General features: G+C 67.2%; 24 protein-coding genes. 15 read left to right on the forward strand and 9 right to left on the reverse strand.

Features of this window, described 5'->3' with window-relative positions; genetic code table 11:
* The first annotated feature begins 56 nt into the window (after window positions 1-56).
* The gene (locus tag AC1DES_RS06270) at window positions 57-854 is read left to right on the forward strand and encodes a nitrilase-related carbon-nitrogen hydrolase (RefSeq protein WP_476894990.1); all 798 of its coding nucleotides are present in this window, start codon (window positions 57-59) and stop codon (window positions 852-854) included.
* Here AC1DES_RS06270 and AC1DES_RS06275 read toward each other — a convergent pair.
* Window positions 833-2596 (reverse strand): PucR family transcriptional regulator, encoded by a 1764-nt coding sequence (locus AC1DES_RS06275; RefSeq protein WP_476894832.1) that lies wholly within the window; start codon window positions 2594-2596, stop codon window positions 833-835. The two genes, AC1DES_RS06270 and AC1DES_RS06275, sit on opposite strands and share 22 nt — an antisense overlap.
* Window positions 2597-2708: 112 nt before the next feature.
* Here AC1DES_RS06275 and AC1DES_RS06280 point away from each other — a divergent pair, with 112 nt between their 5' ends.
* Window positions 2709-4250, forward strand: coding sequence for an amino acid permease (locus tag AC1DES_RS06280; protein WP_476894833.1), 1542 nt, complete (start codon window positions 2709-2711; stop codon window positions 4248-4250).
* Entirely contained in the window at window positions 4247-5998 is a 1752-nt protein-coding gene (locus AC1DES_RS06285) for a flavin monoamine oxidase family protein (protein ID WP_476894834.1), read from the forward strand. Before AC1DES_RS06280 ends, AC1DES_RS06285 begins: the two co-directional genes overlap by 4 nt.
* Window positions 5999-6052: 54 nt before the next feature.
* Here AC1DES_RS06285 and AC1DES_RS06290 read toward each other — a convergent pair whose 3' ends face one another.
* The 3 genes from AC1DES_RS06290 to purU are packed head-to-tail and all read right to left on the reverse strand — an operon-like array spanning window position 6053 to window position 7920.
* On the reverse strand, window positions 6053-6574 hold the full coding sequence (locus tag AC1DES_RS06290) for a gamma carbonic anhydrase family protein (RefSeq protein WP_476894835.1): 522 nt from the start codon (window positions 6572-6574) through the stop codon (window positions 6053-6055).
* Window positions 6575-6609: 35 nt separating this feature from the next.
* Window positions 6610-7038 (reverse strand): class I SAM-dependent methyltransferase, encoded by a 429-nt coding sequence (locus tag AC1DES_RS06295; RefSeq protein ID WP_476894836.1) that lies wholly within the window; start codon window positions 7036-7038, stop codon window positions 6610-6612.
* Between the two features lie 21 nt (window positions 7039-7059).
* Window positions 7060-7920, reverse strand: a complete 861-nt coding sequence (gene purU / locus AC1DES_RS06300) for a formyltetrahydrofolate deformylase (RefSeq protein ID WP_476894837.1) — start codon at window positions 7918-7920, stop codon at window positions 7060-7062.
* Window positions 7921-8226: 306 nt separating this feature from the next.
* Here purU and glyA point away from each other — a divergent pair, with 306 nt between their 5' ends.
* From glyA to AC1DES_RS06355, 11 genes are all read left to right on the forward strand, one after another.
* Window positions 8227-9525: a serine hydroxymethyltransferase gene (gene glyA / locus AC1DES_RS06305; RefSeq protein WP_476894838.1), complete on the forward strand. Its 1299-nt coding sequence runs from the start codon at window positions 8227-8229 to the stop codon at window positions 9523-9525.
* Window positions 9526-9529: 4 nt separating this feature from the next.
* The gene (locus AC1DES_RS06310; protein WP_476894839.1) at window positions 9530-10483 is read left to right on the forward strand and encodes a bifunctional methylenetetrahydrofolate dehydrogenase/methenyltetrahydrofolate cyclohydrolase; all 954 of its coding nucleotides are present in this window, start codon (window positions 9530-9532) and stop codon (window positions 10481-10483) included.
* Between the two features lie 152 nt (window positions 10484-10635).
* On the forward strand, window positions 10636-11613 hold the full coding sequence (locus AC1DES_RS06315) for an ABC transporter ATP-binding protein (protein ID WP_476894840.1): 978 nt from the start codon (window positions 10636-10638) through the stop codon (window positions 11611-11613).
* Entirely contained in the window at window positions 11606-12478 is an 873-nt protein-coding gene (locus AC1DES_RS06320; RefSeq protein WP_476894841.1) for an ABC transporter permease, read from the forward strand. Before AC1DES_RS06315 ends, AC1DES_RS06320 begins: the two co-directional genes overlap by 8 nt.
* Window positions 12475-13338 (forward strand): ABC transporter permease, encoded by an 864-nt coding sequence (locus AC1DES_RS06325; RefSeq protein ID WP_476894842.1) that lies wholly within the window; start codon window positions 12475-12477, stop codon window positions 13336-13338. The genes AC1DES_RS06320 and AC1DES_RS06325 overlap by 4 nt, the downstream gene beginning before the upstream one ends.
* Window positions 13339-13449: 111 nt before the next feature.
* On the forward strand, window positions 13450-13716 hold the full coding sequence (locus AC1DES_RS06330; protein WP_476894843.1) for a VOC family protein: 267 nt from the start codon (window positions 13450-13452) through the stop codon (window positions 13714-13716).
* 227 nt (window positions 13717-13943) lie between these two features.
* Window positions 13944-14522: a hypothetical protein gene (locus tag AC1DES_RS06335; RefSeq protein WP_476894844.1), complete on the forward strand. Its 579-nt coding sequence runs from the start codon at window positions 13944-13946 to the stop codon at window positions 14520-14522.
* Between the two features lie 10 nt (window positions 14523-14532).
* Entirely contained in the window at window positions 14533-15366 is an 834-nt protein-coding gene (locus tag AC1DES_RS06340; protein WP_476894845.1) for an exodeoxyribonuclease III, read from the forward strand.
* A gap of 17 nt (window positions 15367-15383) precedes the next feature.
* Window positions 15384-16481 carry a tryptophan--tRNA ligase gene (gene trpS, locus AC1DES_RS06345; protein ID WP_476894846.1) on the forward strand — a complete coding sequence of 366 codons (1098 nt, stop codon included), beginning with the start codon at window positions 15384-15386 and terminating at the stop codon, window positions 16479-16481.
* A gap of 4 nt (window positions 16482-16485) precedes the next feature.
* Window positions 16486-17193, forward strand: a complete 708-nt coding sequence (locus AC1DES_RS06350; RefSeq protein WP_476894847.1) for a 2'-5' RNA ligase family protein — start codon at window positions 16486-16488, stop codon at window positions 17191-17193.
* A gap of 103 nt (window positions 17194-17296) precedes the next feature.
* Window positions 17297-18301 (forward strand): YihY/virulence factor BrkB family protein, encoded by a 1005-nt coding sequence (locus AC1DES_RS06355; RefSeq protein WP_476894991.1) that lies wholly within the window; start codon window positions 17297-17299, stop codon window positions 18299-18301.
* Here the strand turns inward: AC1DES_RS06355 and AC1DES_RS06360 are convergent.
* The 5 genes from AC1DES_RS06360 to sdhC form a co-directional block, all read right to left on the reverse strand.
* Complete coding sequence (locus tag AC1DES_RS06360) at window positions 18258-19028, reverse strand: alpha/beta hydrolase family protein (RefSeq protein ID WP_476894848.1); 771 nt, start codon at window positions 19026-19028, stop codon at window positions 18258-18260. The genes AC1DES_RS06355 and AC1DES_RS06360 overlap by 44 nt on opposite strands.
* Window positions 19029-19210: 182 nt before the next feature.
* The gene (locus AC1DES_RS06365) at window positions 19211-19993 is read right to left on the reverse strand and encodes a succinate dehydrogenase iron-sulfur subunit (protein ID WP_024365819.1); all 783 of its coding nucleotides are present in this window, start codon (window positions 19991-19993) and stop codon (window positions 19211-19213) included.
* Window position 19994: 1 nt separating this feature from the next.
* Window positions 19995-21794, reverse strand: a complete 1800-nt coding sequence (sdhA, locus tag AC1DES_RS06370; protein ID WP_476894849.1) for a succinate dehydrogenase flavoprotein subunit — start codon at window positions 21792-21794, stop codon at window positions 19995-19997.
* A 166-nt stretch (window positions 21795-21960) separates the two neighbouring features.
* Window positions 21961-22428: a succinate dehydrogenase hydrophobic membrane anchor subunit gene (locus tag AC1DES_RS06375; protein ID WP_476894850.1), complete on the reverse strand. Its 468-nt coding sequence runs from the start codon at window positions 22426-22428 to the stop codon at window positions 21961-21963.
* A 3-nt stretch (window positions 22429-22431) separates the two neighbouring features.
* Window positions 22432-22812 (reverse strand): succinate dehydrogenase, cytochrome b556 subunit, encoded by a 381-nt coding sequence (gene sdhC, locus AC1DES_RS06380; protein ID WP_476894851.1) that lies wholly within the window; start codon window positions 22810-22812, stop codon window positions 22432-22434.
* A gap of 256 nt (window positions 22813-23068) precedes the next feature.
* Here sdhC and AC1DES_RS06385 point away from each other — a divergent pair, with 256 nt between their 5' ends.
* Entirely contained in the window at window positions 23069-24202 is a 1134-nt protein-coding gene (locus AC1DES_RS06385) for a mannose-1-phosphate guanylyltransferase (protein WP_476894852.1), read from the forward strand.
* Window positions 24203-24278 lie beyond the last annotated feature (76 nt).

Genomic DNA, 24278 nt, shown 5'->3' on the forward strand with positions numbered 1-24278 from the left:
TGGAGGGGAGAGTCCGCAGCGTTCCTGCGGAGGTCCCGGAGATTTTTGAGGTGGTAATGGTGCTGCTGGCCCTCATGCAGGCGAATTCGGCTGTGCTGGATGTGCAGTCCAATTGCGACGCAGTGGACGACGCCGCGCGGACGGCTGCGGCCTCCGGTGCGCAGCTGCTGCTCACGCCGGAACTTTTCCCGGTGGGCTACGCCCCGCGCCGGCTCCGGGCGGGGCTTGACCCCGGCATGCTGCCCGCCCTCCGGCAGACCCTGGCCGGGATAGCGCGAAGGAACGGCATTGCGCTGGTCTACAGCCTCCCGGCAGTGACCGCGGAGGGGGACTGGCAGATCACGGCCACCCTCGTCGACGAAAGCGGGCACGAACTCCTCCATTACGCCAAGGTGCACCTCTTCGGCCCGGAAGAGCGGGCTGCCTTCGCGCCGGCCGGCGCGGCTCCCGCCGTCGTGGAGTTTCACGGCGTCAAGACATCCCTGGTGATTTGCTACGACATCGAGTTTCCCGAGTCCGCCCGGGCCGCGGCCCTGCGTGGTGCCGAGCTGCTGCTGGTCCCGACGGCACTCGCCGGCGGGTTCGACGCCGTGCCGCAGGTCCTGGTCCGGGCCCGGGCGCTCGAGAACCAGCTGACGGTCGCCTACGCCAACCACACCGGAACCGAGGACGGCAGCGACTTCCTCGGCGGCAGCGTCATCGCGGCTCCGGATGGATCCTTGCTGGCGGAGGCCGGCGCCGGGACGGAGCTCCTCTTTGCCGAGCTCCCGGAAGCCTCCCGGCCGGTGGCCGCCGAGGCCGTGGCTTATCTGCGGGACCGCCGCCCGGACGCCTACCGCTCCTGGGGCGGCTGAATCGGCTGCGGAGGGTGGAGCGGTTGGGGCGCGTGGGGCGATTCGGGCGCTTGGGGCGGCTGGACGGCGCCCGCTGCGGGCGGCAGATCCAGTTCGCCCGTGTACTGCAGGGCGATCCAGAATTCCGCGCGCGCCTGGGCCTGGTTGAGGTCGGTCCCCAGCAGCTCCCCGATGACGCCGATCTGCCGGCGGACGCTGTTGCGGTGCAGCCCGGTGACTTTCGCGGTGGAGTCCCAGCTGCCGTTCTCGCCCAGCCAGGCCCGGAGGATGCCGAGCAGGCTGTCCCGGCGTTCGGGCTCCAGGGCCAGGACGGGGTCCAGCAGTCTGGCGGCCAGCATGGCGCCGGCCTGGTTGCCCAGCAGCCCCGTCACGGACCACGTGACCTCATCGGCCCGGACGCTGCGGCCTGACGTCCGGACCCGGTTGCGCAGCGAGGAGGCGTGCCGGTACGCACCGGGCAGGCCGCCGAATTCGGTGCTGCTCCCGATCACCAGGCGCCAGCCGAGCCGTTCGACCTCGGCGAGGACGGCGTCGTCGACCTTCAGCCGGGTAATGGCTGCAAAGCCGTAGTCGGTGATTTCCACCAGCTTGGTGTCGAACAGCCGGCGCCATTCCAGCAGCTCGCGGACCGGCCCCTCGCCCGTGCGGCCGGTCTCGTGCGCGCCGTCGAGGCGGATGCCCTGCACCACGCGCAGCTGCCCGGACCGGGTGGAGGTGACGCTCTGGGCCAGCAGGTCCTTGAGCCCGTTCACATGGCGGGTCGAGCCCGACACCAGGGTCTCCGGGTGCAGCAGCAATGCGGTGGCGAGCTGGCTCGGGGCCAGCGATCCGCTGGTCCGCTGCCGGACCAGCAGCTCCAGGAGCCCGACGGCGGTCGAGACGACGCTGTTCTGGGCGGGCGCCAGCGGCTCATCCGTGCCCAGGACCAGGGCGCCGAGGTTGGCGTCCCGGGTGCTGCGCAGGGGATAGCCGAAGACCAGGGACGAGCCGGCGGTGTCGAACGAGTCCATTTCCACCCGGGGTCCGCTGCCGGAGAGCAGCCTGGCCAGCAGGGGCTGCAACGCCGCCGTGTCCATTCCCGTGGCGGCGGCCGCGGCGCCTGCCCCGCGGGCGCTGCCGCGGGCGCGCACCCGTCCGTCAGCCCCGACCAGCACCGCCCAGACGGGGACCCGCTGCACCAGGGCCGCCAGGAGTTCGTGCTCCGGGCGGGCGGACAGCACTGCCCGCATGAGCTGCCGGTTGGTATCGGCCAGTTGCCGGAACGTCCTGGCGCTGTCCGACTCGAGCAGCTGGGAGAACTCCACGCCTACCGCCGCGAAGGGGATGTTTCCGGGAATGGAGACAAGTGTCAGGTTATGCCGCCGGCAGGCCCGGACCACGGTGTCCGGAACGGCATCGAAGTAGGGTTCAAGGCCGAAGCCTAGGGCGCCGACGTGCGCCCGGACCAGCCGCCGGACGTAGGCGTCCACACGCTCCTCGTGGCCGCCCTCGGCCAGGAACGGCAGGCCGGCGGTCAGCAGGAATTCGCCGTCGAGCAGGTAGGGAGTCGGATCCTCCAGCTCGCTCGGCTCCACCCAGCGCAGCCGCCCCTCGCCGTTGCCGCCGTCGTGCAGCACCTCCAGCCCCGGCGGGAGCTGGCGCAGGAACTGCGCCAGGGTGACGAAACCGAGCCGCTCCGGCGCGTCAGCAGCCACGGTGGCCACGCCTGTCCTGTCGGTTCCGGCCCTGCCGTCTTGGTGCATTAAGTCTCATGACCATTGACTATAGGTCATTCTGCACAACCTTGAGAGCTGGCTCACACACCTAGGCTGAACGAGGGGAAACCGACCACCACTGAAGAAAAGGACGTCAACGATGACTGTGCCAACTCTGATCGACGACCGGCCGCCGGCCACCATAAGCCGTCCCGGCCTGGCGGCGCAGCTGCTCCGCCGCAAGCCGATCGGCCAGCTGGTCAGCGAGGCGGAAACCGGACATGGCGGCACGCGCCTGGTCCGCAGCTTCGGCGTGCTGCAGCTGACCATGATCAGCGTCGGGGCCACCCTGGGCACCGGCATCCTGGTCATCCTGGGCGAATCGGTGCCACTGGCCGGGCCGGCCATCTGGATTTCCTTTGCCATCGCCGGAATCGCGGCCCTCCTCTCCGCCGTGTCCTACGCGGAGATGGCGGGGCTGGTGCCGGCCGCAGGCTCCAGCTACTCCTACACGTACGCCACTACGGGCGAGGGCATGGCCTGGATCTGCGGCTGGTGCCTGGTCCTCGAATACGCCGTCTCGGTGGCCGCCGTCGCCGTCGGTGCCGGGCAGTACGTCAATGAAACCCTTGCGGTGTTCGGCCAGGTCCTGCCGGATGCGGTCTCCGCGCCACCAGGCGACGGGGGAGTGCTGAACGCCCCTGCAATCGTGATCGTGGTCCTCGCCATGGTGCTGCTGGTGCGCGGTGCCAAGGAGAGCGCCTGGATCAACACCGCGATCGTGCTGATCAAGGTCGTTATCCTGCTGTTCTTCTGCGCCGTCGCGTTCACCGCATTCAACGGCGGACACTTCGAGCCCCTCATGCCGATGGGTGCAGCCGGCGTTTCGGCCGCCGCATCCAGGGTGTTCTTCTCCTACATCGGCTTTGATGCGGCCTCCACGGCAGGCGAGGAAGCGCGGAACCCGAAGCGCGACCTGCCCCGGGCGATCCTGCTGTCCATGCTGATCGTGACCAGCATCTACGTGCTCGTTGCCGTCGCGGCCATCGGCGCCCGGCCGTGGGAGTGGTTCGACGGCAATGAAGCGGCGCTCGTGAAGATCCTCGAGGAAACCACCGGCCAGCCGTGGATCGCGGTGGTCTTCGCCGTCGGCGCCGTCCTGGCCATCGCGAGCATCGTGCTGACGGTCCTCTACGGGCAGACCCGCATCCTGCTCTCCATGGCTAGGGATGGACTCGTCCCCAAGGTCTTCGGCCGCGTGTCCCGGCGGACCGGCACGCCGGTCGCGGGAACCCTGATCGTGGGAACCGCTGTCGCGCTGACTGCGGGTCTCGTGCCGCTCGGGGCCCTGGCCGACGCCACCAGCATCGGGACCCTCTTTGCTTTCGCCCTGGTCAACGTCGCCGTCATCCACCTGCGCCGCACCCGGCCGGAACTGAAGCGGAGCTTCCGCGTCCCGTTCTTCCCCCTGACACCGGTCCTCGGCGCCCTCATGTGCGCCTACCTGATGGCCAACCTCGGCGCCGAGACGTGGACGGTCTTCGGCATCTGGATGCTGGTGGGCCTGGCCGCCTACTTCGGCTACGGCCGCCGGAACTCCCGGGTGGCCGCGCTGAGCCAGGAGGAATACCGTGAACTATCCAGACGCACCCCCTCCGTCCCATCCCCAACCCCGGAACCGCTGAAGGCAGACATCTCATGACCACCGCCACCGAACTCCCTGCCCCCCGACCGGCGCAGCCCGGCTCAGGCCCCGCGCGGACAGGCCCCGCAGGCGCCGCCCCGGCAACCTCCGGGCCGGCCGAGGCCCCCATCACCATGCTGAACCCGGACTTCCCGTTCAGCTACGACCACTTCCTGGCCCATCCGGAGGGGCTGGGTTCGGTCCCGCCCGCGCTTTACGGAACGGAGGTCGCGATCGTCGGGGCAGGGCTGTCCGGCCTCGTCACGGCCTACGAGCTCATGAAGCTGGGCCTGCGCCCGGTCATCTACGAGGCGGACCAGATCGGCGGCCGCCTGAGGACCGCGAACTTCCCGTCCGCGCCGGGCGTAGTGGCCGACCTCGGCGGGATGCGATTCCCGGTCTCCGGCAGGGCGTTCTACCACTACGTGGACCTGCTGGGACTTCGGACCGAGGAATTCCCCAACCCGCTGGCACCGGCAACATCCAGTACCGTGATCGAGCTCGCGGGCCAGAAGTACTACGCCGAGACGGTGGCGGACCTGCCGCCGTTCTTCCTTGAAGTGGCGGATGCGTGGAAAGCGGCGGTCAACGACGGCGCCAAGTTCGGCCAGATGCAGGAGGCCATCCGGGCCCGGGACACCGCCCGGATCAAGGAACTGTGGAACGCACTCCTCCCGGAAATGGACGAACAGACGTTCTACGGCTTCATCGCCGGCAGCGCGTCCTTCAAGGAAGCAGGCTTCGCCCACCGCGAAGCCTTCGGCCAGGTCGGGTTCGGTACCGGCGGCTGGGACACCGACTTCCCCAACTCCATCCTGGAGATCCTCCGCGTCGTCTACACCGACGCCGATGACCAGCACCGGCTCATTGCCGGCGGCGCGCAGCGGCTCCCCGAGGCACTGTGGGAGCACGCGCCGTCGGGCATGGCCCACTGGCCGGACGGCACCTCCCTCGCGTCCCTGCACGCCGGCGCCCCGCGCGGCGCCGTCGAGCGGATCGCCCGGCAGGGGAGCGGGGACTTCCGCATCCGGGAGCGCTGGGGGCGGGAAGCCGCCTACCCGGCGGTCGTGGCCACCTGCCAGTCGTGGCTGCTCTCCACGCGCATCCACACGGACGAAACCCTGTTTCCCGCGGAACTGTGGACCGCCATAGAACGCTCCCACTACATGCAGTCGTCCAAGACCTTCGTGATGGTGGACCGGCCGTTCTGGAAGGACATCGATCCCGCGACCGGCCGCGAGGTCCTCTCCATGACGCTCACGGACCGGTTGAACCGTGCGACGTATCTGCTGGACAACGGACCGGACAAGCCGGCGGTGATCCTGCTCTCCTACACCTGGAACGACGACGCGCTGAAGTGGCTGGCCCTGGACGCCGAGCAGCGGGTTGAGCTGATGTTGCACTCGCTCCAGCAGATCTACCCGGACGTGGACATTGCCAGCCACATCGTCGGCCAGCCGATCACGGTTTCCTGGGAGGCGGACCCCAACTTCATGGGCGCCTTCAAGGCCAATTTGCCCGGGCACTACCGCTACCAGCAGCGCCTCTTCACGCACTTCAAGCAGGACCAGCTGCCGGAGGAGCAGCGCGGGATTTTCCTGGCCGGCGACGACGTCTCCTTCACGGCCGGCTGGGCCGAGGGCGCAATCACCACGGGGCTGAACGCCGTCTGGGGCGTGCTCAACCACCTCGGCGGCCAGGCCGCACCCGGGAATCCGGGACCCGGTGACCTGCTGGACGAATTGGGTCCCATCGCCCTGGATTGAGTGCGTTGGCGGGCCAGGCCTGCCGGCCACGCGGGCCTGAGCGGCGCGGGCGGATCAGGAGCTGTGCAGTTCCCGGTGCGCCCGCGCCAGCTCCTGGTAGTGCGCCGCGTTGTGCTGCACGCCGGCGAACTCCTCGTCGGTCAGCGCCCGCCGGACCTTGGCAGGCACCCCGGCGACCAGCGAACGGGGCGGAATGACGGTGCCTTCGAGCACCACGGCGCCGGCCGCAATGAGGGACCCGGCACCGATCACCGCGCCGTTGAGAATGGTGGCGCTCATGCCGATGAGGCAGTCGTCCTCGACCGTGCAGCCATGCACCACGGCACTGTGGCCGACGCTGACCCGCGCGCCCACGGTGCACGGGAATCCGGGATCGGCGTGCAGCACCACGTTGTCCTGCAGGTTGCTCCCGGCCCCTACCGTGATGGCGGCAGTGTCCGCGCGGACGGAGACGCCGTAGAAGGCACTCGAGTTCTCGGCCAGCGTGGCCTTGCCGATCACCGACGCCGTCGGCGCAATGAAGACGGAGTCGTGGACGGCCGGGGTGTCACCGGCGAAAGCGTAAAGGGGAGCCATGCCCCCAGCCTAGAACACACCCCCGCCCAGTTGGGTCAGGCGGGGGAGCGGAGCACTGTGAAGCCCTCACCGTGGTGCTCCACTCCAGGTTCCAGCGGGCCGGGCCCGGGGAGGACGACGGCGATCGGGGCGCCGGGTTCTGCCACGCGCCCCAGTTCGCGGACGACGTCGTCCCACTGCTCCGGCGGCAGGCCCGCCAGCGCATCCACGGCCCAGACGGACGCGAATGCCGCGTCGGGGAACGGAAGAGCGGCGGCGTCGGCCACCGAGGCTTCCAGCCCGCGGGCACGCGCCGAATGGATGTGTTCCTCCGACGGGTCGACGCCGGTGAAATGGATGCCGTGCTGGACGAAGACAAGCCCGTCCGCGCCCGGGCCGCAGTCGAGGCCGAGCACACCGTGCCGTCCCTCGGACTTCAACAGTGCCACGAATGCCGTCAGCTGGTTCTCCCACAAAGCTGCCATACCTCTAGTTAAGGACCGGTATCAGTTAAAGACAACCGTCCGGTTGCCGTCCAGCAGCACGCGGTGCTCGGCGTGCCACTGCACGGCCTGGGCGAGGGTCCGGCCCTCCACGTCGCGGCCCATCTGGACGAACTGCTCGGCGGTGCGCCGGTGGTCCACCCGGATGACTTCCTGCTCGATGATCGGTCCCTCGTCCAGGGCCGCCGTGACGTAGTGCGCCGTGGCTCCGATGAGCTTCACGCCCCGGGCATGCGCCTGGTGGTAGGGCTTGGCGCCCTTGAAGGAGGGCAGGAAGGAGTGATGGATGTTGATGGCCTTGCCCGTGAGCTCGTTGCAGAGGTCATCGGAGATGATCTGCATGTAGCGGGCCAGGACGGTCAGCTCGATGTCGTGTTCGGCCATGAGGGCCCGGAGCCGGTCCTCGGCCTGGACCTTGGTGTCCGGCGTGACGGGGATGTGGTGGAACGGGATGCCGTAGAACTCCGCCAGTCCGGCCAGGTCCCGGTGGTTGGACACGATGGCCGGGATCTCGATCGGCAGGGTGCCTGAACGCTGCAGGAACAGCAGGTCGTTGAGGCAGTGGGCCGAGGTGCTGGCCATCAGCAGGGTGCGTACCTTCCGCCCGGCAGGGTTCAGGCTCCATTGCATCCCGAAGGCCTGGGCCACGGGCTCAAGCGCGGCGTACAGCTCGGCGTGGGACGCCGCCGTCGTGGACTCGACCCGCATGAAGAAGGTACCGGTGCTGTGGCTGCCGTACTGCTGGGAGTCCGTAATATTGCACCCCGCCACGAGGAGGGCCCCGGCGACCGCATGCACGATTCCGGGCCGGTCCGGGCAGGAGAGGGTCAGGATGTAGGAAGCAGCCAGCTGGTCGTCAGTCACGAAGAACAGCCTACCCGCGCCGGAGGGCCCGTTTTGGTAGTGTTAACCCGTCGCAACTGGCGTTGGATGGCTAACCATCAGGGAGCGGCACTCACGAAGACCACGGATCGTACGCCTGGGCCGAGGGTCATGTCTTACCGGCTGGCAGCCTCACGGCTGCCGACTTTCGTTGCTGCCGCCCCGCAGGGTTTCAGCCGTCGCTGGGCCGGGCCCATCAGCAAGGGGCCCGTAACCAAGGGGCGGGCGCAACGGGGCAGCCGGTAGCCTGACCAATAGCCGTACCCGTTCCCTAGCCAGGAGTTCCTCGTGACTACTACCACCGCCACCTCAGCCGCCGTGAGCAACCAGCCGCTGGCCGAGCTCGACCCCGAAATCGCCGCCGTCCTGGCCCAGGAGCTTGGCCGCCAGCGCGGCACCCTGGAAATGATCGCCTCCGAGAATTTCGCCCCGCGCGCCGTGATGGAAGCCCAGGGCTCCGTCCTGACCAACAAGTACGCCGAGGGCTACCCGGGCCGCCGCTACTACGGCGGCTGCGAGTACGTGGACATCGCCGAGCAGCTGGCCATTGACCGGGTCAAGGACCTGTTCGACGCCGAGTACGCCAACGTGCAGCCGCACTCCGGCGCGCAGGCCAACGCCGCCGCGCTCGCCGCCATGATCACCCCCGGGGACAAGATCCTGGGCCTGTCGCTGGCCCACGGCGGCCACCTGACCCACGGCATGAAGCTGAACTTCTCCGGCAAGCTCTACAACGTTGCCGCGTACCAGGTCGAGCAGGACACCTTCCGGGTCGACATGGACAGGCTGCGCGATCAGGCCATTGCCGAGAAGCCGCAGGTTATCATCGCCGGCTGGTCCGCCTACCCGCGCCACCTCGACTTCGCCGCCTTCCGCTCGATCGCGGACGAGGTCGGCGCCCTGCTCTGGACCGACATGGCGCACTTTGCCGGCCTGGTCGCAGCAGGACTGCACCCGAGCCCGGTGCCGTACTCCGACGTCGTCACCTCCACTGTGCACAAGACCCTCGCCGGCCCGCGGTCCGGCGTCATCCTGGCCAAGCAGGAGTGGGCCAAGAAGCTCAACTCCGCCGTCTTCCCGGGCCAGCAGGGCGGCCCGCTCATGCACGTGATCGCAGCCAAGGCCGTGGCCTTCAAAATCGCCGGCACCGAGGAATTCAAAGAGCGCCAGGAGCGCGTCCTGGAGGGCGCCAAGATCATCGCCGAGCGGCTCGGCCAGACCGACGTGGCCGGCGCCGGCGTCTCGGTCCTGACCGGCGGCACCGACGTGCACCTGGTCCTCGTGGACCTGCGCAACTCCCAGCTGGACGGCCAGCAGGCCGAGGATCTCCTCCACTCCGTGGGCATCACCGTCAACCGGAACGCCGTGCCGTTCGACCCCCGCCCGCCGATGGTCACCTCCGGGCTGCGCATCGGCACCCCGGCCCTGGCCACCCGCGGATTCGGTGCCGAGGAATTCACCGAGGTCGCCGACATCATCGCCACAGCGCTGACGTCCGGGACGGCCACGGACGTCGAGGCCCTGCAGTCCCGCGTGGACAAGCTCGCGGCCGACTTCCCGCTGTACCCGCAGCACGAGCAGTGGTGACCGGATGACAACCGGGATCGCCAACCCTGCCCAGGCCAACACCGCCCGGATCCTTGACGGGAAAGCCACCGCCGCCACGATCAAGGCCGAACTGACGCAGCGCGTCGCCGCGCTCAAGGCCAAGGGCATCACCCCGGGCCTGGGCACCATCCTGGTCGGCTCCGACCCCGGCAGCACGTGGTATGTCGGCGGCAAGCACAAGGACTGCGCCGAGGTGGGCATCACCTCCATCCGCCGCGACCTGCCCGAAGAATCCACCCAGGACGAACTCCTGGCCGTGGTCCGTGAGCTCAACGAGAACCCGGAATGCACCGGCTACATCGTCCAGCTGCCGCTGCCCAAACACATCGACCAGGACGTCATCCTGGAAGCCATGGACCCCGAAAAGGACGCCGACGGCCTGCACCCGATGAACCTGGGCCGGCTCGTGGCCAACGTCAGCGGACCCATGAAGTCCCCGCTGCCCTGCACGCCCAAGGGCTGCGTGGAGCTGCTGACCCGGCACGGGATCAAGCTCAGCGGCAAACGGGTCCTCGTGGTGGGCCGCGGCGTCACCATCGGCCGCCCGGTGGGGCTCCTGCTGACCCGCAAGGACGTTAACGCCACCGTGATCCTGGCCCACACCGGCACGGTGGACCTGCCCGCCGAACTCCGGCACGCCGACGTCGTGATCGCTGCGGCCGGGCAGCCGCACATGATCAAGGCGGAGGACCTCAAGCCCGGGGCAATCGTGCTCGACGTCGGCGTCAGCCGTGTCGATGACGGCAACGGAAAGGCTGTGGTCACCGGAGACGTGGACCCGGCCGCGGCCGGTGTCGCCGCGTGGCTTTCGCCCAACCCCGGCGGCGTGGGGCCGATGACCCGTGCCATGCTGCTGGCCAACGTGGTGGAAACGGCGGAACGCCACATGGCCCGGGAAAGCCACTCGGCAGTGGAAAGCCACTCCGGCACCGCCTGAGACGCTCCCGCGGTGGTTGCGCCGGCTACGGCAGGCTCAACCCCGCGGGATTCCGCCCGTTCCTCCGCGGCGAACATAACGGAACGAATACGTCAGGAGTTTTTACGAAAAGACTCTTTCATAGTTTGCGGGGATCCACTACCGTGGTGCGGGTGTCCGAACTTGCCTCAAAAGAATCACCTGTAAGCAGCCCGGCTGACCACGCTCCCGGGTACGTCATTACGGCCGAAAACCTGACCAAGCGCTACGGCGACGTCACCGCCGTCGACGGCATCTCCTTCCGCGTGCCCGCCGGGGAGGCGTTCGGCCTGCTTGGGCCCAACGGCGCCGGCAAGTCCACCACCATGAAGATGATCGGCGGGGTCTCCCAGCGCACCTCGGGCAGCCTGAGCATCATGGGACTCGACCCGGACCAGCACGGACCGGAGGTCCGCGCGCACCTGGGCGTGGTGCCGCAGCAGGACAACCTGGACGAGGAACTGAAGGTCCGGGACAACCTGCTGGTCTACGGCCGCTACTTCGGCCTCCCGATGAGCTACCTCAGGCCCAAAGCCGATGAGCTGCTGGAATTCGCGCAGCTGACCGACAAGGCCAAGTCCAAGGTCGACGCCCTGTCCGGCGGCATGAAGCGCCGACTGACGATCGCCCGCTCCCTCATCAACGAGCCCCGCATCCTGCTGCTCGACGAGCCGACCACCGGCCTGGACCCGCAGGCCCGCCACATTCTCTGGGACCGGCTGTTCCGGCTCAAGGAACAAGGCGTCACGCTGATCCTGACCACGCACTACATGGACGAGGCTGAACAACTGTGCGACCGGCTGATCGTCGTGGACAAGGGCAGGATCATGGCCGAGGGCTCTCCCGCGAACCTCATCCGCGAGTACTCCACCCGCGAAGTCCTGGAGCTCCGCTTCGGCTCGGAGCGCAACGCCACCATCGGCGCCGAACTTGACGGGATCGGCGAGCGGCTGGAAACCCTGCCGGACCGCGTCCTCATCTACGCCCACGACGGCGAAGCGGCCCTCGAGCAGGTCTCCGCCCGGGGCCTGCGGCCCGTCACGTCCCTCGTCCGCCGCTCCTCGCTCGAGGATGTCTTCCTCCGCCTGACCGGCAGGAGCCTCGTTGACTGAGCACGCTGCTGCGCCAGCCGCGGCGCCGACCGGGCCGCCGGGACCGTTGCGCGCCCACTCACCTGCCGTTTCTGCGGCCCGCGCCCGCCGGTGGGGCGCGATCTACTACGCCGAGCAGGTCCTCCGGGTCATGAAGGGCTACGGCTGGACCATCGTCCTGTACGGCGTCGGGCAGCCGGCCGCCTACCTCTTCGCCATGGGCGTGGGCCTGGCCACGCTGGTCGAGGCCAACGGCGCGGGGGCCTTTGGCGGCGTCGGCTATATCACCTTCATCGCGCCGGCCCTGCTGATCTCGGCCGCCGTCATGACGACAGCCGGGGAGTTCACCTTCCCTGTGATGGACGGCTTCAAATGGCGCCGGGTCTACTACGGCCCGCACGCCTCGCCGTTGACGCCCGAGCAGATTGCCGGCGGCCACATCATCGCCGTCACCGCCCGCCTGCTCCTGCAGTCGGCCATTTACCTTGCCGTTGTGGCGCTGTTCGGGGCAGCACCGGGCGGCTGGAGCTGGGTCTCGATCCTCGTGGCCACGCTGGCCGGACTCTCGTTCGGCCTGCCGCTCATGGCCTACGCTGCAACGATCCAGCATGACAAGGGACAATTCGCCATGGTCATGCGGTTCATCGTCATGCCATTGTTCCTGTTCTCCGGCACCTTCTTTCCACTGGACACCCTCCCTCTTTCCGTGCGTTGGATCGGCTGGATCTCACCGATCTGGCACGGCACCGAGCTGGGCCGGGTCCTCACCTACAGCTACCAGGAGGCGCCGTTGCTCACGATCGTGCACCTGCTGTTCCTGCTGGGCCTGGCGGCGGCCGGCTGGGTCCTGACCACCCGCCAGTTCGCGAAAAGGATGGGCGCATGAGCACCCTGTCCGCGAGCCACAACCCCGGGGCCCACACTCCGGGCAGCACCAGCGTCACCGAGGCTGCCCGCAACCGGCGCTTCGGGCCGCTCTACTCCCGCAACGTCCGCGCCGTCGTCGCCCGCGGGCTCATGGCCACCAAGAGCAGCAACTGGCTCGTGATGGTCTCGGGCTTCTTCGAACCCGTGCTGTACCTGATCTCCATGGGCGTGGGCCTGGGCGCGATCGTCGGCACCGTGCAGGGCCCGGACGGGCAGGCGATCTCCTACGCCGCCTACATTGCGCCGGCGCTGCTGGCCGTCTCCGCCATGAACGGTGCCGTCTACGACTCTACCTGGAACGTCTTCTTCAAGATGAACTTCGCCAAGCTCTACCAGGGGATGCTCTACACCTCGCTCGGGCCGCTGGATGTCGCCATGGGGGAGATCTTCCTGGCCCTGCTCCGCGGATTCATGTACGCCACCGGGTTCACGGCCGTGATGGGCGTGATGGGGCTGATCACCACCCCGTGGGCGCTCCTGATGGTTCCGGCCTCGGTGCTGATCGCATTCGGCTTCGCAAGTTTCGGGATGGGAATCACGAGCTTCATGAAGACCTTCCAGCAGATGGACTGGATCAACTTCGTGATGCTGCCGATGTTCCTCTTCAGCGCCACCTTCTACCCGCTGAGCGTGTATCCGCAGTCCATCCAGTTGTTGATCCAGGCCATGCCGCTGTGGCACGGGGTGGAGCTGCTGCGCCAGATCAGCGTGGGGGCGTTCACTCCGGCCACGGCCGTACATGTCGGCTACTACCTCGTGATGATTGCCCTCGGGGTCACGCTCACCACCGGTCGCCTGCGCGGACTGTTCCTCAAATAACCATCCAAGGAAACGGAGATCCCATGATCGGCACATGGCACGCCCTCGTGATCGACTGCGAGGATCCGGACACGCTGGCCGCCTTCTACCAGCAGCTGCTGGTAGATCCGGGTGCAGGAAGACGAGGACTGGATCTCGATCGGCGATGCCGCCGACCGTCCCGCCGTCGCCTTCCAGCGCGTGGACCGGCTGGTCCGGCCGCAGTGGCCGCACGCGGACCATCCGCAGCAGATGCACGTGGATGTGAAAGTCGGAGACCTCGACGCCGGTGAGGCGGAAGTGCTGAAGCTTGGCGCCGCACGCCAGGCGGGCGGTGGAAATTCGTACCGGGTTTTCACGGACCCGAGCGGCCACCCGTTCTGCCTGGTCCTGTCCTGAGGCCTGCCCGGGGAGCCCGATCCCCAGAATCATCAACTGACTCGCACCCAACTGACTCGCACCCAACTGACTAGCACCCAACTGACTAGCAGCAGGGGCCGTTCTGAGGACTCAGAACGGCCCCTGCTGCTAGTTACTTGGGTTGGGGAGCATTTGGTTGGCGGCCCCTCCGTTCGCCCGGGGTGGAAGCGGGACGGGCCGCGGCGGGTGTTTGCGATAATGGGGGCATGCAATCTCTGGGCAACTCCGCGTCAGCGCCAAAATCGACCGCGTTCAACCCGGCCAGGTCCCGGTTCTCCATGTTCCGGATCAGCGGACCGGGAATGATGGTCTTCATCATCGCGTTCATCGTCGCAGTGATCTTCGCGGCCAACCAGAACGACGTCGTCGGCTGGGTCGTGGCGATCATTGCCGCCTTCTGGCTCGCCCTGGCATCGTTCGTCGTCTTCAGCATCCAGAAGGCCGCCAGGAAGGCCGGAGCCAAGCTGAACGAGGCCCAGAACGCCTTCAACGCCGCGACCGGCCGTGCGCCGTCGTCCGGCAGCGTTGACCACGGCAACACGCGCCTTGCCAGCGGACGCCGCGAATCCGACGGGGCACGCGACATGAAGCTGGACCACTCCTTCAAGATCGTCCAGGTGCAGGTCCGTGTTGTGGAGCAGGAGCGCGCCAAGGGTGCCGGCGCGGACCACGACACGATCCGCCGGGCACTGGAAACCATCGAGATCACCGCCACCAACGCGCGGGACATGATCAAGTCCGGGGGCGGTTCCGACGAGCCCGTCCGCGGAACCATCATCGACTAGAGTGGATCGGGTGAGCTCGGCATTGGAGAAGGACCACCTTCGCATCGCATCCGTCAACGTCAACGGCCTTCGCGCCGCCTATAAGAAGGGCATGGCGGAATGGCTGGAGCCCCGCGAGGTGGACATCCTGTGCCTGCAGGAGGTCCGCGCGCCCGACGCGGTCGTCCATGAGCTGCTCGGCGAAGGCTGGTACATCCTGCACGCGGAGGCCGAAGCCAAGGGCCGCGCCGGCGTTGCCATCGCCTCCCGCACCGAACCCCTCGCCACCCGCGTCGGGATCGGGGACGACTACTTCGCCACCGCCGGCCGCTGGGTCGAAGCCGACTACACCGTCCGCGACGCCGCCGGGCAGGCCTCCCGGCTGACCGTGGTCAGCGCCTACGTGCACTCCGGCGAGGCCGGCACCCCCAAGCAGGACGACAAGTTCCGCTTCCTTGACGTCATGGTCAACCGGCTGCCGGAACTGGCCAAGCACAGCGATCACGCCCTCGTGGTGGGTGACCTCAACGTCGGCCACACGGAACTGGACATCAGGAACTGGAAGGGCAACGTCAAACGTGCGGGCTTCCTCCCGGAGGAGCGCGCCTATTTCGACCGCTTCTTCGGCGAGGAAATCGGCTGGAAGGATGTTCACAGGGGACTGGCGGGTAACGTCGACGGCCCCTACACTTGGTGGTCGCAACGGGGCCAGGCCTTCGACAACGACACCGGCTGGCGCATCGATTACCACATGGCCACGCCCGCTCTCGCTGCTGCCGCAGTGTCAGCCGTTGTTGACCGGGCACCGTCCTGGGACACACGCTTCTCCGACCACGCCCCGCTGGTAGTGGACTACCGGCTCTAGTCGTAAGGCTTCCACGCATGACCTCTACTTCAACCGTGACCGACGCCGCTTCACCTGACGCCGCCGCCGCCAACGCCGGCGTTCCGGCCGCCGGTGCGCGGCACCGGATCCTGTCCGGGATGCAGCCCTCCGCAGACTCCCTGCACCTGGGCAACTACCTGGGCGCCCTTGTGAACTGGGTGAGGATGCAGGAGGAGTACGACGCCGTCTTCTTCATCCCGGACCTCCACGCGATCACTGTCCCGCAGGACCCGGCCGAACTGGCCCACCGCACCAGGGTCACGGCCGCGCAGTACATTGCAGGCGGCGTCGACGTGGACAAATGCACGCTGTTCGTCCAGTCGCAGGTGCCGGAGCATGCCCAGCTGGCGTGGGTCCTGAACTGCATCACGGGTTTCGGTGAAGCGTCCCGGATGACCCAGTTCAAGGACAAAGCCCTCAAGCAGGGCTCGGAACAGGCAAGCGTCGGACTGTTCACGTACCCCATCCTGCAGGCCGCGGACATCCTCCTCTACCAGCCGCACGGTGTGCCGGTAGGCGAGGACCAGCGTCAGCACGTGGAACTCAGCCGGGACCTCGCCCAGCGCTTCAATTCACGCTTCGGCCAAACGTTCACGGTGCCGCAGCCCTTCATCCAGAAGGAATCGGCGAAGATCTACGATCTCCAGAACCCCACCGCCAAGATGTCCAAATCGGCGGAGTCACCGGCCGGGCTCATCAACCTCCTGGACGATCCGAAGGTCATCGCCAAGCGGATCAAGTCCGCCGTGACGGACACGGAGACGGAAATCCGCTTCGACCGCGGGGCCAAGCCCGGCGTGTCCAACCTGCTGACCATCTACTCGGCCATCTCCGGGCGGAGCGTGGAATCCATCGTCGCCGCCTACGAGGGCAAAATGTACGGCCATCTCAAAGTGGACCTGGCCGAGGTCGTGGCCGAGCGCCTGACGCCGATCCGGGACCGGGCGAATGAGCTGCTGGACGATCCCGCCGAACTGGACCGGCTCCTGGCCCTCGGCGCGGACAAGGCCCGCGAGATCGCCTCGGTCACGCTCCGCGACGTCTATGCCAAGGTGGGCTTCCTGCCGTACGCCGGGTCCCAGGGAGTCCGCTAGGCCAATGTCCTCCCTCAGCAAAGGCACCGCGAAAGGCACCCCGCAGGCCACCAGCCACGCCCCGCAGGGCACGGCTGGCAGGGAGCGGGATGCCCACGCGGGGCGCAGTGCCCCCGGGCCGGACGGAGTTCCGGAGTCCAACGGACATGCACGCAGCGAGGGCATCAGCATCGGCGTGATCCTGGGCTTTCCGTCGGAGATCGCCGAGGAACTCCAGCGCTGGCGGGCGTCCTTCGGGGACCCGATGGCCAGTGTCATTCCCGCCCACATCACGCTCGTGACAACCACGATGACCCAGGACTGGGAAGCAACGCGCAGCCATGTGCGCGACGTGGCCCGCAAGCAGGAACCGTTCACCGTGACCATCGCCGGCACGGGATCCTTCCGCCCCGTCTCCCCGGTGGTTTTCCTCAACGTCGAAGACGGCTTCGGCGACTGCGTCAACCTGCACCGGCAACTCCAGGCCGGACCGCTGGAACGCGAGCTTCCCTTCGCGTACCACCCGCACGTCACTGTCGCCCATGACGTGGCACCGGAAAGCCTCGACGAGGCCGAAACGGCGCTCAGCGATTACAGGGCCACGTTCCCTGTCGCTAGCATGGGACTTTACGAGCACGACGACAACGGCATTTGGCAGCTACGGGAAGAGCTTGACTTTGGTACCGAACCTGACGACGACAGAGGCCCGGGCGGCGCAACAGGCCCCCGCTGAGCCTCCCCTTCCCACCGAGCTTGCCCGGTTGAAACTCGAAGTCATCCGCAGACAGGTCGACTGGGGCAAGGCACGCCGCATAGGCAGGGGACCGGCGGCACTCATGCCGTTGATCCAGTGGCTGCTGGCCCGGCTCAACGCCTTCCGGCCCATGCGGGCCTTCCAGCACTACAACCTCCAGCACGGCCCGCTCATGAGCGCCGGCATCGGCTTCAACATGTTCTTCTCTATCACCGGGCTGCTGGCCACCGGCTTCTCCATTGCCGGGCTCGTGCTGCGCGGGCAGCCCGCCCTGCTGGACCGCGTCGTCAGCAGCGTCGCCGTGAACGCACCCGGACTCTTGAAGGTCGACGGCCGCGAAGGCCTCGTAAATCCGCAGGACCTGCTGAACCCCACCGGCCTGGGCTGGACGGCGGTGATCGCGGCGGTGGTGACCGTGGTGACGTCGCTGGGCTGGATTGCCGGCCTGCGGGAGGGGCTCCGTGGCGTCATGCGCCTCAGTCCGCTGAAGATGAACCCGATCCTCCTGAAACTGCGCGACGCCGGCACCCTCCTGTTGCTGGGGGCCGCCCTCGTGATCAGCGCCGGCGTGTCCCTGGTGTTCGGCACTGCCGCCGGCTGGGTGTCCGAGCAGCTTCAGCTGGACCCGCTGGTTGCCGTGCCGCTGACAACGTCCATCAAGATCGCGGTACCGCTCCTGCTCGGCTGGTGCACGGCCCTGATCATGTTCCGGCTGGCCGCAGGCCTGAAACTGGCCCGGCAATCCCTGCTGGAGGGCACCATCCTCGCCGCCGTGGGCACTTCCGTGCTGCAGATCTTCAGCGCCGCACTCCTGGGCAACGCAGGGCGGAACCCCATCCTGGCGCCCTTTGCAATTATCATCGGGCTGCTCATCTGGTTCAACCTGATCAGCCAGGTCTACCTGGTGTCCGCCGCCTGGTCCGCGGTCCGCGAAGGGGACCTGGCCAGCAGCCCCGCTGCCGGCACGAACGGGTGGGGCGCCCGCCGGGTACAGCCGGGCAAGACGCCGGCCGAGCCGCGCGAGCGGAGCCGCCCGACAGTTGCTACCTTCCGGCGTCGAGGTACTGATCGGCCCACGCCGAAATAATCTTCGCAGCGCGGGCAGCCTGGCCCTTCCCGGTCAGCAGGTGATCGCTGCCTTCCAGCGAGACGAAGCTGCGCGGGTGCCGGGCCGTCTGGAAGATGGTGCTGGCGTTCTCGATTCCCACCGTGTTGTCCGTGGGGGAGTGGAGCACCATGAGCGGCTTGTGCAGCTTCCTGATGCAGTCCGTGAGGTCCGCCTTTTCCAGGTCCTCGACGAAGTGCCGCCGGATTTCCACCCGTTTTCCGCCCAGGTCCACTTCGGCGCTGCCTTCGCTCAGGATCTTGTCAAGCGCAGCGTCGAAGACGTGTGCAACATGCTTCGGTGAGAACGGCGCGCCCACGGTCGCGACAGCGTCGAGCCCGGGGATCCCGGAGGCTGCCGCCAGGACTGCGGCGCCGCCAAAGGAATGCCCCACGAGCAGCGACACCGGCCGGCCGGACTCGCGCATGAATTCCGCCGCCCTCACGGTGTCTGCCACTTTGTGGCTGAAGGAGCCCCCGGACCACATCCCGGCGGACCCGCCGAGGCCTACGTTATCGAAGCGGAGCATGCCCACGCCGTTGTCCGCCAGGGCCTTGCACATCCGGGAGGCGGAAGGGCTGTCCTTGCCGAGCGTGAAGCCGTGGGAGAACACTCCCCAGCCCTTCACCGGGCCTTCGGGGAGGTCGAGAATGCCGGAGAGCAGTTCGCCGGTGGAACCCTGGAAGGAGACCTTTTCAGATCGGGACATGGTGACCCCTTATCGTTGCGTGGTGGGACCCGGTGCGTGCTGCCGGCCGTTGAGCGGTCAGACGACGGCGGCGCCCCCACCCGGAAGGTGAGAGGCGCCGTCGTCGTGAAGCTGTTGTCCAGGTTCTTGCTCTTAATGCTGGCTCTTTAGGTGCCGGCCCTGTTGGTCTGGCGAGCCAGGTTCTAGATCTTGCGGGACAGGATGGCCTGCTTGACCTCGGCGATCGCCTGCGTGACCTGGATGCCGCGGGGGCATGCTTCGGTGCAGTTGAAGGTGGTGCGGCAGCGCCACACGCCTTCCTTGTCGTTGAGGATCTCAAGGCGCATGTCGCCGGCATCATCGCGGGAATCGAAGATGAAGCGGTGCGCGTTGACGATCGCCGCCGGGCCGAAGTACTGGCCGTCGGTCCAGAACACCGGACAGGACGAGGTGCACGCGGCGCACAGGATGCACTTGGTGGTGTCGTCGAACCGTTCGCGGTCCTCGGCGGACTGCAGGCGTTCCTTGGTGGGCTCGTGGCCGCGGTTGATCAGGAAGGGCATGACTTCGCGGAAGGACTGGAAGAACGGTTCCATGTCCACGATCAGGTCCTTCTCCACCGGCAGGCCCTTGATGGGCTCGACCGTGATGGGCTTGGACGTGTCCAGATCCTTCAGGAGCGTCTTGCAGGCGAGGCGGTTGCGGCCGTTGATGCGCATGGCATCGGAGCCGCAGACGCCGTGGGCGCAGGAGCGGCGGAAGGAGACGCTGCCGTCGATTTCCCACTTGATCTTGTGCAGGGCGTCGAGGACACGGTCCGTGCCGTACATGGTCACGTGGAAGTCGTCCCAGGTGGACTCGTCGGAGACCTCCGGGTTGTAGCGGCGCACCCGCAGGTGGACGTCGAAGGACGGGATGTCCCCGCCGCCGCCGATATGCGCGGGCAGTTCGATCTTGGAGGCTGGCTCAGCGAGTTCAGCGGTCATTTTAGTACTTCCTCACCATCGGCTCGTAACGCGTAAAGACCACCGGTTTGGTGGCAAGCCGGATGCCCGCAATCGACTCGGCGGAACCGTCGGCCGGTGCGTGTTCATCCTTGTACGCCATGGAGTGCTTCATGAATTTTTCGTCGTCGCGCTCGGGGAAGTCCTCGCGGAAGTGGCCGCCGCGGGATTCCTCGCGGTGCAGGGCCGCTACGGTCATGACCTTGGCCAGTTCCAGCAGGAAACCCAGTTCCACGGCCTCGAGCAGGTCCAGGTTGAAGCGCTTGCCCTTGTCCTGGACGCTGATGCGCTGGTACCGCTCCTCGAAGGACGCAATGTCCGTCAGGACCTGGTTCAGCGTGTCGGCGGTGCGGAACACCTGCATGTTGGCATCCATCGTGTCCTGCAGTTCCTTGCGGATTGCAGCGACCTTCTCGGTGCCGTCTGACGTGCGCACGTGCTCCAGGAGGTTCAGCGTGTAGGCCTCCGGGTCGGCCGGGAGTTCCACGAAATCAGCCGTCTTGGCGTATTCCGCGGCGGCGATGCCGGCGCGCTTGCCGAAGACGTTGATGTCCAGCAGCGAGTTGGTGCCCAGCCGGTTGGAACCGTGCACGGACACGCAGGCAACTTCACCGGCGGCGTAGAGGCCCGGGACAATGGTGTCGTTGTCCTGGAGGACCTCGGCGGTGATGTTGGTGGGGATCCCGCCCATGGCGTAGTGCGCCGTCGGGAAGACCGGGACCGGCTCCGTGTACGGCTCGACACCCAGGTAGGTGCGGGCGAACTCGGTGATGTCCGGCAGCTTGGCGTCGATGTGCGCAGGCTCAAGGTGCGTCAGGTCAAGGAGGACGTAATCCTTGTTCGGGCCGCAGCCGCGTCCTTCGCGGACCTCGTTGGCCATGGAGCGGGCCACGATGTCGCGGGGGGCGAGGTCCTTGATGGTCGGGGCGTAGCGCTCCATGAAGCGCTCGCCCTCGGAGTTGCGCAGGATCGCGCCCTCGCCGCGGGCGGCCTCGGAAAGGAGGATGCCGAGGCCTGCAAGTCCTGTCGGGTGGAACTGGAAGAACTCCATGTCCTCCAGGGGGATGCCGCGGCGGAACGCGATGCCCATGCCGTCACCGGTGAGGGTGTGGGCGTTGGACGTGGTCTTGAAGACCTTGCCCGCGCCGCCGGAGGCGAACACCACGGACTTGGCCTGGAAGACGTGCAGCTCACCGGAGGCGAGGTCGTAGGAGACGACGCCGGCAACGCGCTTCTGCTTGTACGGCGTGCCGTCCTCGCGGACTGCGTCTTCCTCGACAGTGAGCAGGTCAAGGACGTAGTACTCGTTGTAGAACTCGACGTTGTGCTTGACGCAGTTCTGGTACAGGGTCTGCAGGATCATGTGGCCGGTGCGGTCGGCGGCGTAGCATGCGCGGCGGACCGGAGCCTTGCCGTGGTCGCGGGTGTGGCCACCGAAGCGGCGCTGGTCAATGCGGCCCTCGGGCGTGCGGTTGAACGGCAGGCCCATTTTTTCCAGGTCCAGGACGGCGTCGATCGCTTCCTTCGCCATGACCTCGGCGGCGTCCTGGTCAACCAGGTAGTCGCCGCCCTTGATGGTGTCGAAGGTGTGCCATTCCCAGTTGTCTTCCTCGACGTTGGCCAGTGCCGCACACATGCCGCCCTGTGCCGCGCCGGTGTGGGAGCGGGTGGGGTAAAGCTTGGTCAGTACCGCTGTTTTCGCGCGCTGACCTGATTCGATCGCCGCGCGCATCCCGGCGCCACCGGCACCGACGATGACGACGTCGTACTTATGGACCTGCATACCAGACGCTCTTTCTCTCAAAATTCGCTGTGAAACCTCCGGCCGGCGGAGCCTGCCCGGTGAGGTCTCGGGGAAATCTCTTACCTGCGCTGGGCAGGCAATGATCGGTTGTCGTGACGGACCGCCAGAAGCGTGCCCTGGGGCAATGGTCCGGGACGGGACGCCACTACGGCGTCGGGCAGAATCCGCCCGCCAGCTGCGCGCCGTTGACCACGGGGCACGGGTCGAACGTGAAGATGACGAGCGTGCCCAGGATGATGATGACCGTGGTGGCTGCGTAGAGCACGATCTTCAGCGCGAGGCGGCTGGAGTCCTTCTCGGCGTAGTCATTGATGATTGTCCGCACGCCGTTGGTGCCGTGGAGCATGGCGAGCCACAGCATGGCCAGGTCCCAGACCTGCCAGAAGGGATCAGCCCACTTGCCGGCCACGAAACCGAAGTCGATGGCGTGGATGCCTTCACCCACCAGGAGGTTCACGGTCAGGTGGCCGAAGATCAGGACAACCAGCACCACGCCGGAAAGCCGCATGAACAGCCACGCGAGCATCTCGAAGTTGCCCTTGGAAGCGCCATGGCGGCGGTACTTTGGCTGGATCTTCCCGCTGCGCGGGCTCTGGATCTGCGTTGCAGTCATGGCTTAGTGACCTCCAAAGGCGATGGAAAGGTGGCGGATGGAGAAGCCCACCATGACGACAACCCAGAGACCCAGGACCGTCCACAGCATCTGGCGCTGGTACTTTGCGCCCTTCTTCCAGAAGTCCACGGCGATGATCCGCAGGCCGTTGAAGGCATGGAACACGATCGCTGCAACAAGGCCCGTTTCACCCAGGGCCATCAGGGGGTTCTTGTAGGCACCAATCACGGCGGTGTAGGCCTCGGGGGACACACGCACCAATGAGGTGTCCAGCACATGGACCAACAAGAAGAAAAAGATCACTACACCGGTAATGCGATGTCCAACCCAGGACCACATGCCTTCACGGCCGCGGTACAAGGTGCCAGCTGGTTTTGTCGGCACTGAATAAACCTCCCTGCAACACAGCGGCGCTGGCATGGGATCCACGCGGGGGGAACGCCTGCTGCGAGAGCACTCGTAAGCTCAAGCCTAAATCTAGGCTTCGCCCACAGCTTATTCAATTTGGGAACCCGATGGTGACAGGCCGCGGCGCGGTTTTGCGCCGGTTTTGAGACGAACGCCACATTCGGGCGGTAATGCGAAAGCTGAGGGGAAGCATTCAGGGGTGAATCGGCCGAGTTCAGCTAAAGTAGCCGTGATGACTACAGACAAAGCGACAAGCCAGGTTTCACCGCTGGACCGATTCATAGCGGTAATTCCCGCAGGCGGCGTGGGGACCCGCCTCTGGCCTCTGTCCCGGGCCGCAGCCCCGAAATTCCTCCACGACCTGACCGGTTCGGGCAGCACTTTGCTGCGTGCAACCTACGACCGCCTGCAGCCGCTCGCCGGCAAGCACGTGCTTGTGGTCACCGGCTCGGCCCACCGCGCAGCGGTTTGCCGGCAGCTGCCCGAGGTCCAGGACGCTGACCTGGTGCTGGAGAGCGAGCCCAAGGACTCCGGCGCGGCGATCGGCCTTGCCGCGGCCATCCTCCACGAGCGGGACCCGGACACCATCATGGGCTCCTTCGCCGCGGACCAGGTCATCAGCCCGGACGAGCTCTTCCAGGACGCCGTCCGCGAGGCCATCTACACCGCGGCCGCCGGGAAGATCGTCACGATCGGCATCAAGCCCACACACCCGTCCACCGGCTTCGGCTACATCCGTTCGGGCGCGACCCTCAACATCCCTGACGCCCCCAGTGCGCAGTCCGTGGTGGAGTTCGTGGAGAAGCCCAGCGAGGAAGTTGCCCAGCAGTATCTGGACAGCGGGGAATACGTCTGGAACGCCGGCATGTTCGTCGCGCCGGTATCGCTCATGCTCAAGCACCTCGAAGCGAACCAGCCGGAGCTCTTCGCCGGCCTGCAGGAAATCGCCCGGGCTTGGGACACACCGCAGCGGGATGAAGTCACGGCCCGGATCTGGCCGACGCTGCCCAAGATCGCGATTGACTACGCCGTGGCCGAACCGGCTGCTGCCGCAGGGGACGTCGCCGTTGTTCCCGGGACCTTCCGCTGGGACGACGTCGGCGACTTCGCCTCCGTGGGCCGGCTCAACAGCGCCAAGGAAGTCAAGGACGTCACCGTGATAGGCGAGGGCGCCCGCGTTTTCACCGAGGACGCCAGCGGCGTGGTCGTTTCCGACACGAAGCGTGTGATCGCCCTGATCGGGATCAAGGACGTCGTGGTCGTGGACACCCCTGATGCCTTGCTGGTCATGCACAAGGAACACTCGCAGCGGGTGAAGCAGGCCGTTGACGCGCTCAAGGCCAGCGGCGATACCGACGTACTGTAGGCGTTCCTCCCGCCTGGATGGCCGCTTTGCCGGCCAGTCGTCGTGCAGGAATCCGTAACTCGCCGTCCGCGATGCC

Source organism: Arthrobacter sp. 05T442 (assembly GCF_056395945.1).

What these genes read in the sequence shown, in the direction of transcription:
- AC1DES_RS06270 (WP_476894990.1), top strand. Translation starts at nt 57, where the DNA reads ATGGTGCTGCTGGCCCTCATGCAGGCGAATTCGGCTGTGCTGGATGTG.
- AC1DES_RS06275 (WP_476894832.1), bottom strand. Translation starts at nt 2,596, where the DNA reads ATGCACCAAGACGGCAGGGCCGGAACCGACAGGACAGGCGTGGCCACC.
- AC1DES_RS06280 (WP_476894833.1), top strand. Translation starts at nt 2,709, where the DNA reads ATGACTGTGCCAACTCTGATCGACGACCGGCCGCCGGCCACCATAAGC.
- AC1DES_RS06285 (WP_476894834.1), top strand. Translation starts at nt 4,247, where the DNA reads ATGACCACCGCCACCGAACTCCCTGCCCCCCGACCGGCGCAGCCCGGC.
- AC1DES_RS06290 (WP_476894835.1), bottom strand. Translation starts at nt 6,574, where the DNA reads ATGGCTCCCCTTTACGCTTTCGCCGGTGACACCCCGGCCGTCCACGAC.
- AC1DES_RS06295 (WP_476894836.1), bottom strand. Translation starts at nt 7,038, where the DNA reads ATGGCAGCTTTGTGGGAGAACCAGCTGACGGCATTCGTGGCACTGTTG.
- AC1DES_RS06310 (WP_476894839.1), top strand. Translation starts at nt 9,530, where the DNA reads ATGACAACCGGGATCGCCAACCCTGCCCAGGCCAACACCGCCCGGATC.
- AC1DES_RS06325 (WP_476894842.1), top strand. Translation starts at nt 12,475, where the DNA reads ATGAGCACCCTGTCCGCGAGCCACAACCCCGGGGCCCACACTCCGGGC.
- AC1DES_RS06335 (WP_476894844.1), top strand. Translation starts at nt 13,944, where the DNA reads ATGCAATCTCTGGGCAACTCCGCGTCAGCGCCAAAATCGACCGCGTTC.
- trpS (WP_476894846.1), top strand. Translation starts at nt 15,384, where the DNA reads ATGACCTCTACTTCAACCGTGACCGACGCCGCTTCACCTGACGCCGCC.
- AC1DES_RS06350 (WP_476894847.1), top strand. Translation starts at nt 16,486, where the DNA reads ATGTCCTCCCTCAGCAAAGGCACCGCGAAAGGCACCCCGCAGGCCACC.
- AC1DES_RS06355 (WP_476894991.1), top strand. Translation starts at nt 17,297, where the DNA reads ATGCCGTTGATCCAGTGGCTGCTGGCCCGGCTCAACGCCTTCCGGCCC.
- AC1DES_RS06360 (WP_476894848.1), bottom strand. Translation starts at nt 19,028, where the DNA reads ATGTCCCGATCTGAAAAGGTCTCCTTCCAGGGTTCCACCGGCGAACTG.
- AC1DES_RS06365 (WP_024365819.1), bottom strand. Translation starts at nt 19,993, where the DNA reads ATGACCGCTGAACTCGCTGAGCCAGCCTCCAAGATCGAACTGCCCGCG.
- sdhA (WP_476894849.1), bottom strand. Translation starts at nt 21,794, where the DNA reads ATGCAGGTCCATAAGTACGACGTCGTCATCGTCGGTGCCGGTGGCGCC.
- AC1DES_RS06375 (WP_476894850.1), bottom strand. Translation starts at nt 22,428, where the DNA reads ATGACTGCAACGCAGATCCAGAGCCCGCGCAGCGGGAAGATCCAGCCA.
- AC1DES_RS06385 (WP_476894852.1), top strand. Translation starts at nt 23,069, where the DNA reads ATGACTACAGACAAAGCGACAAGCCAGGTTTCACCGCTGGACCGATTC.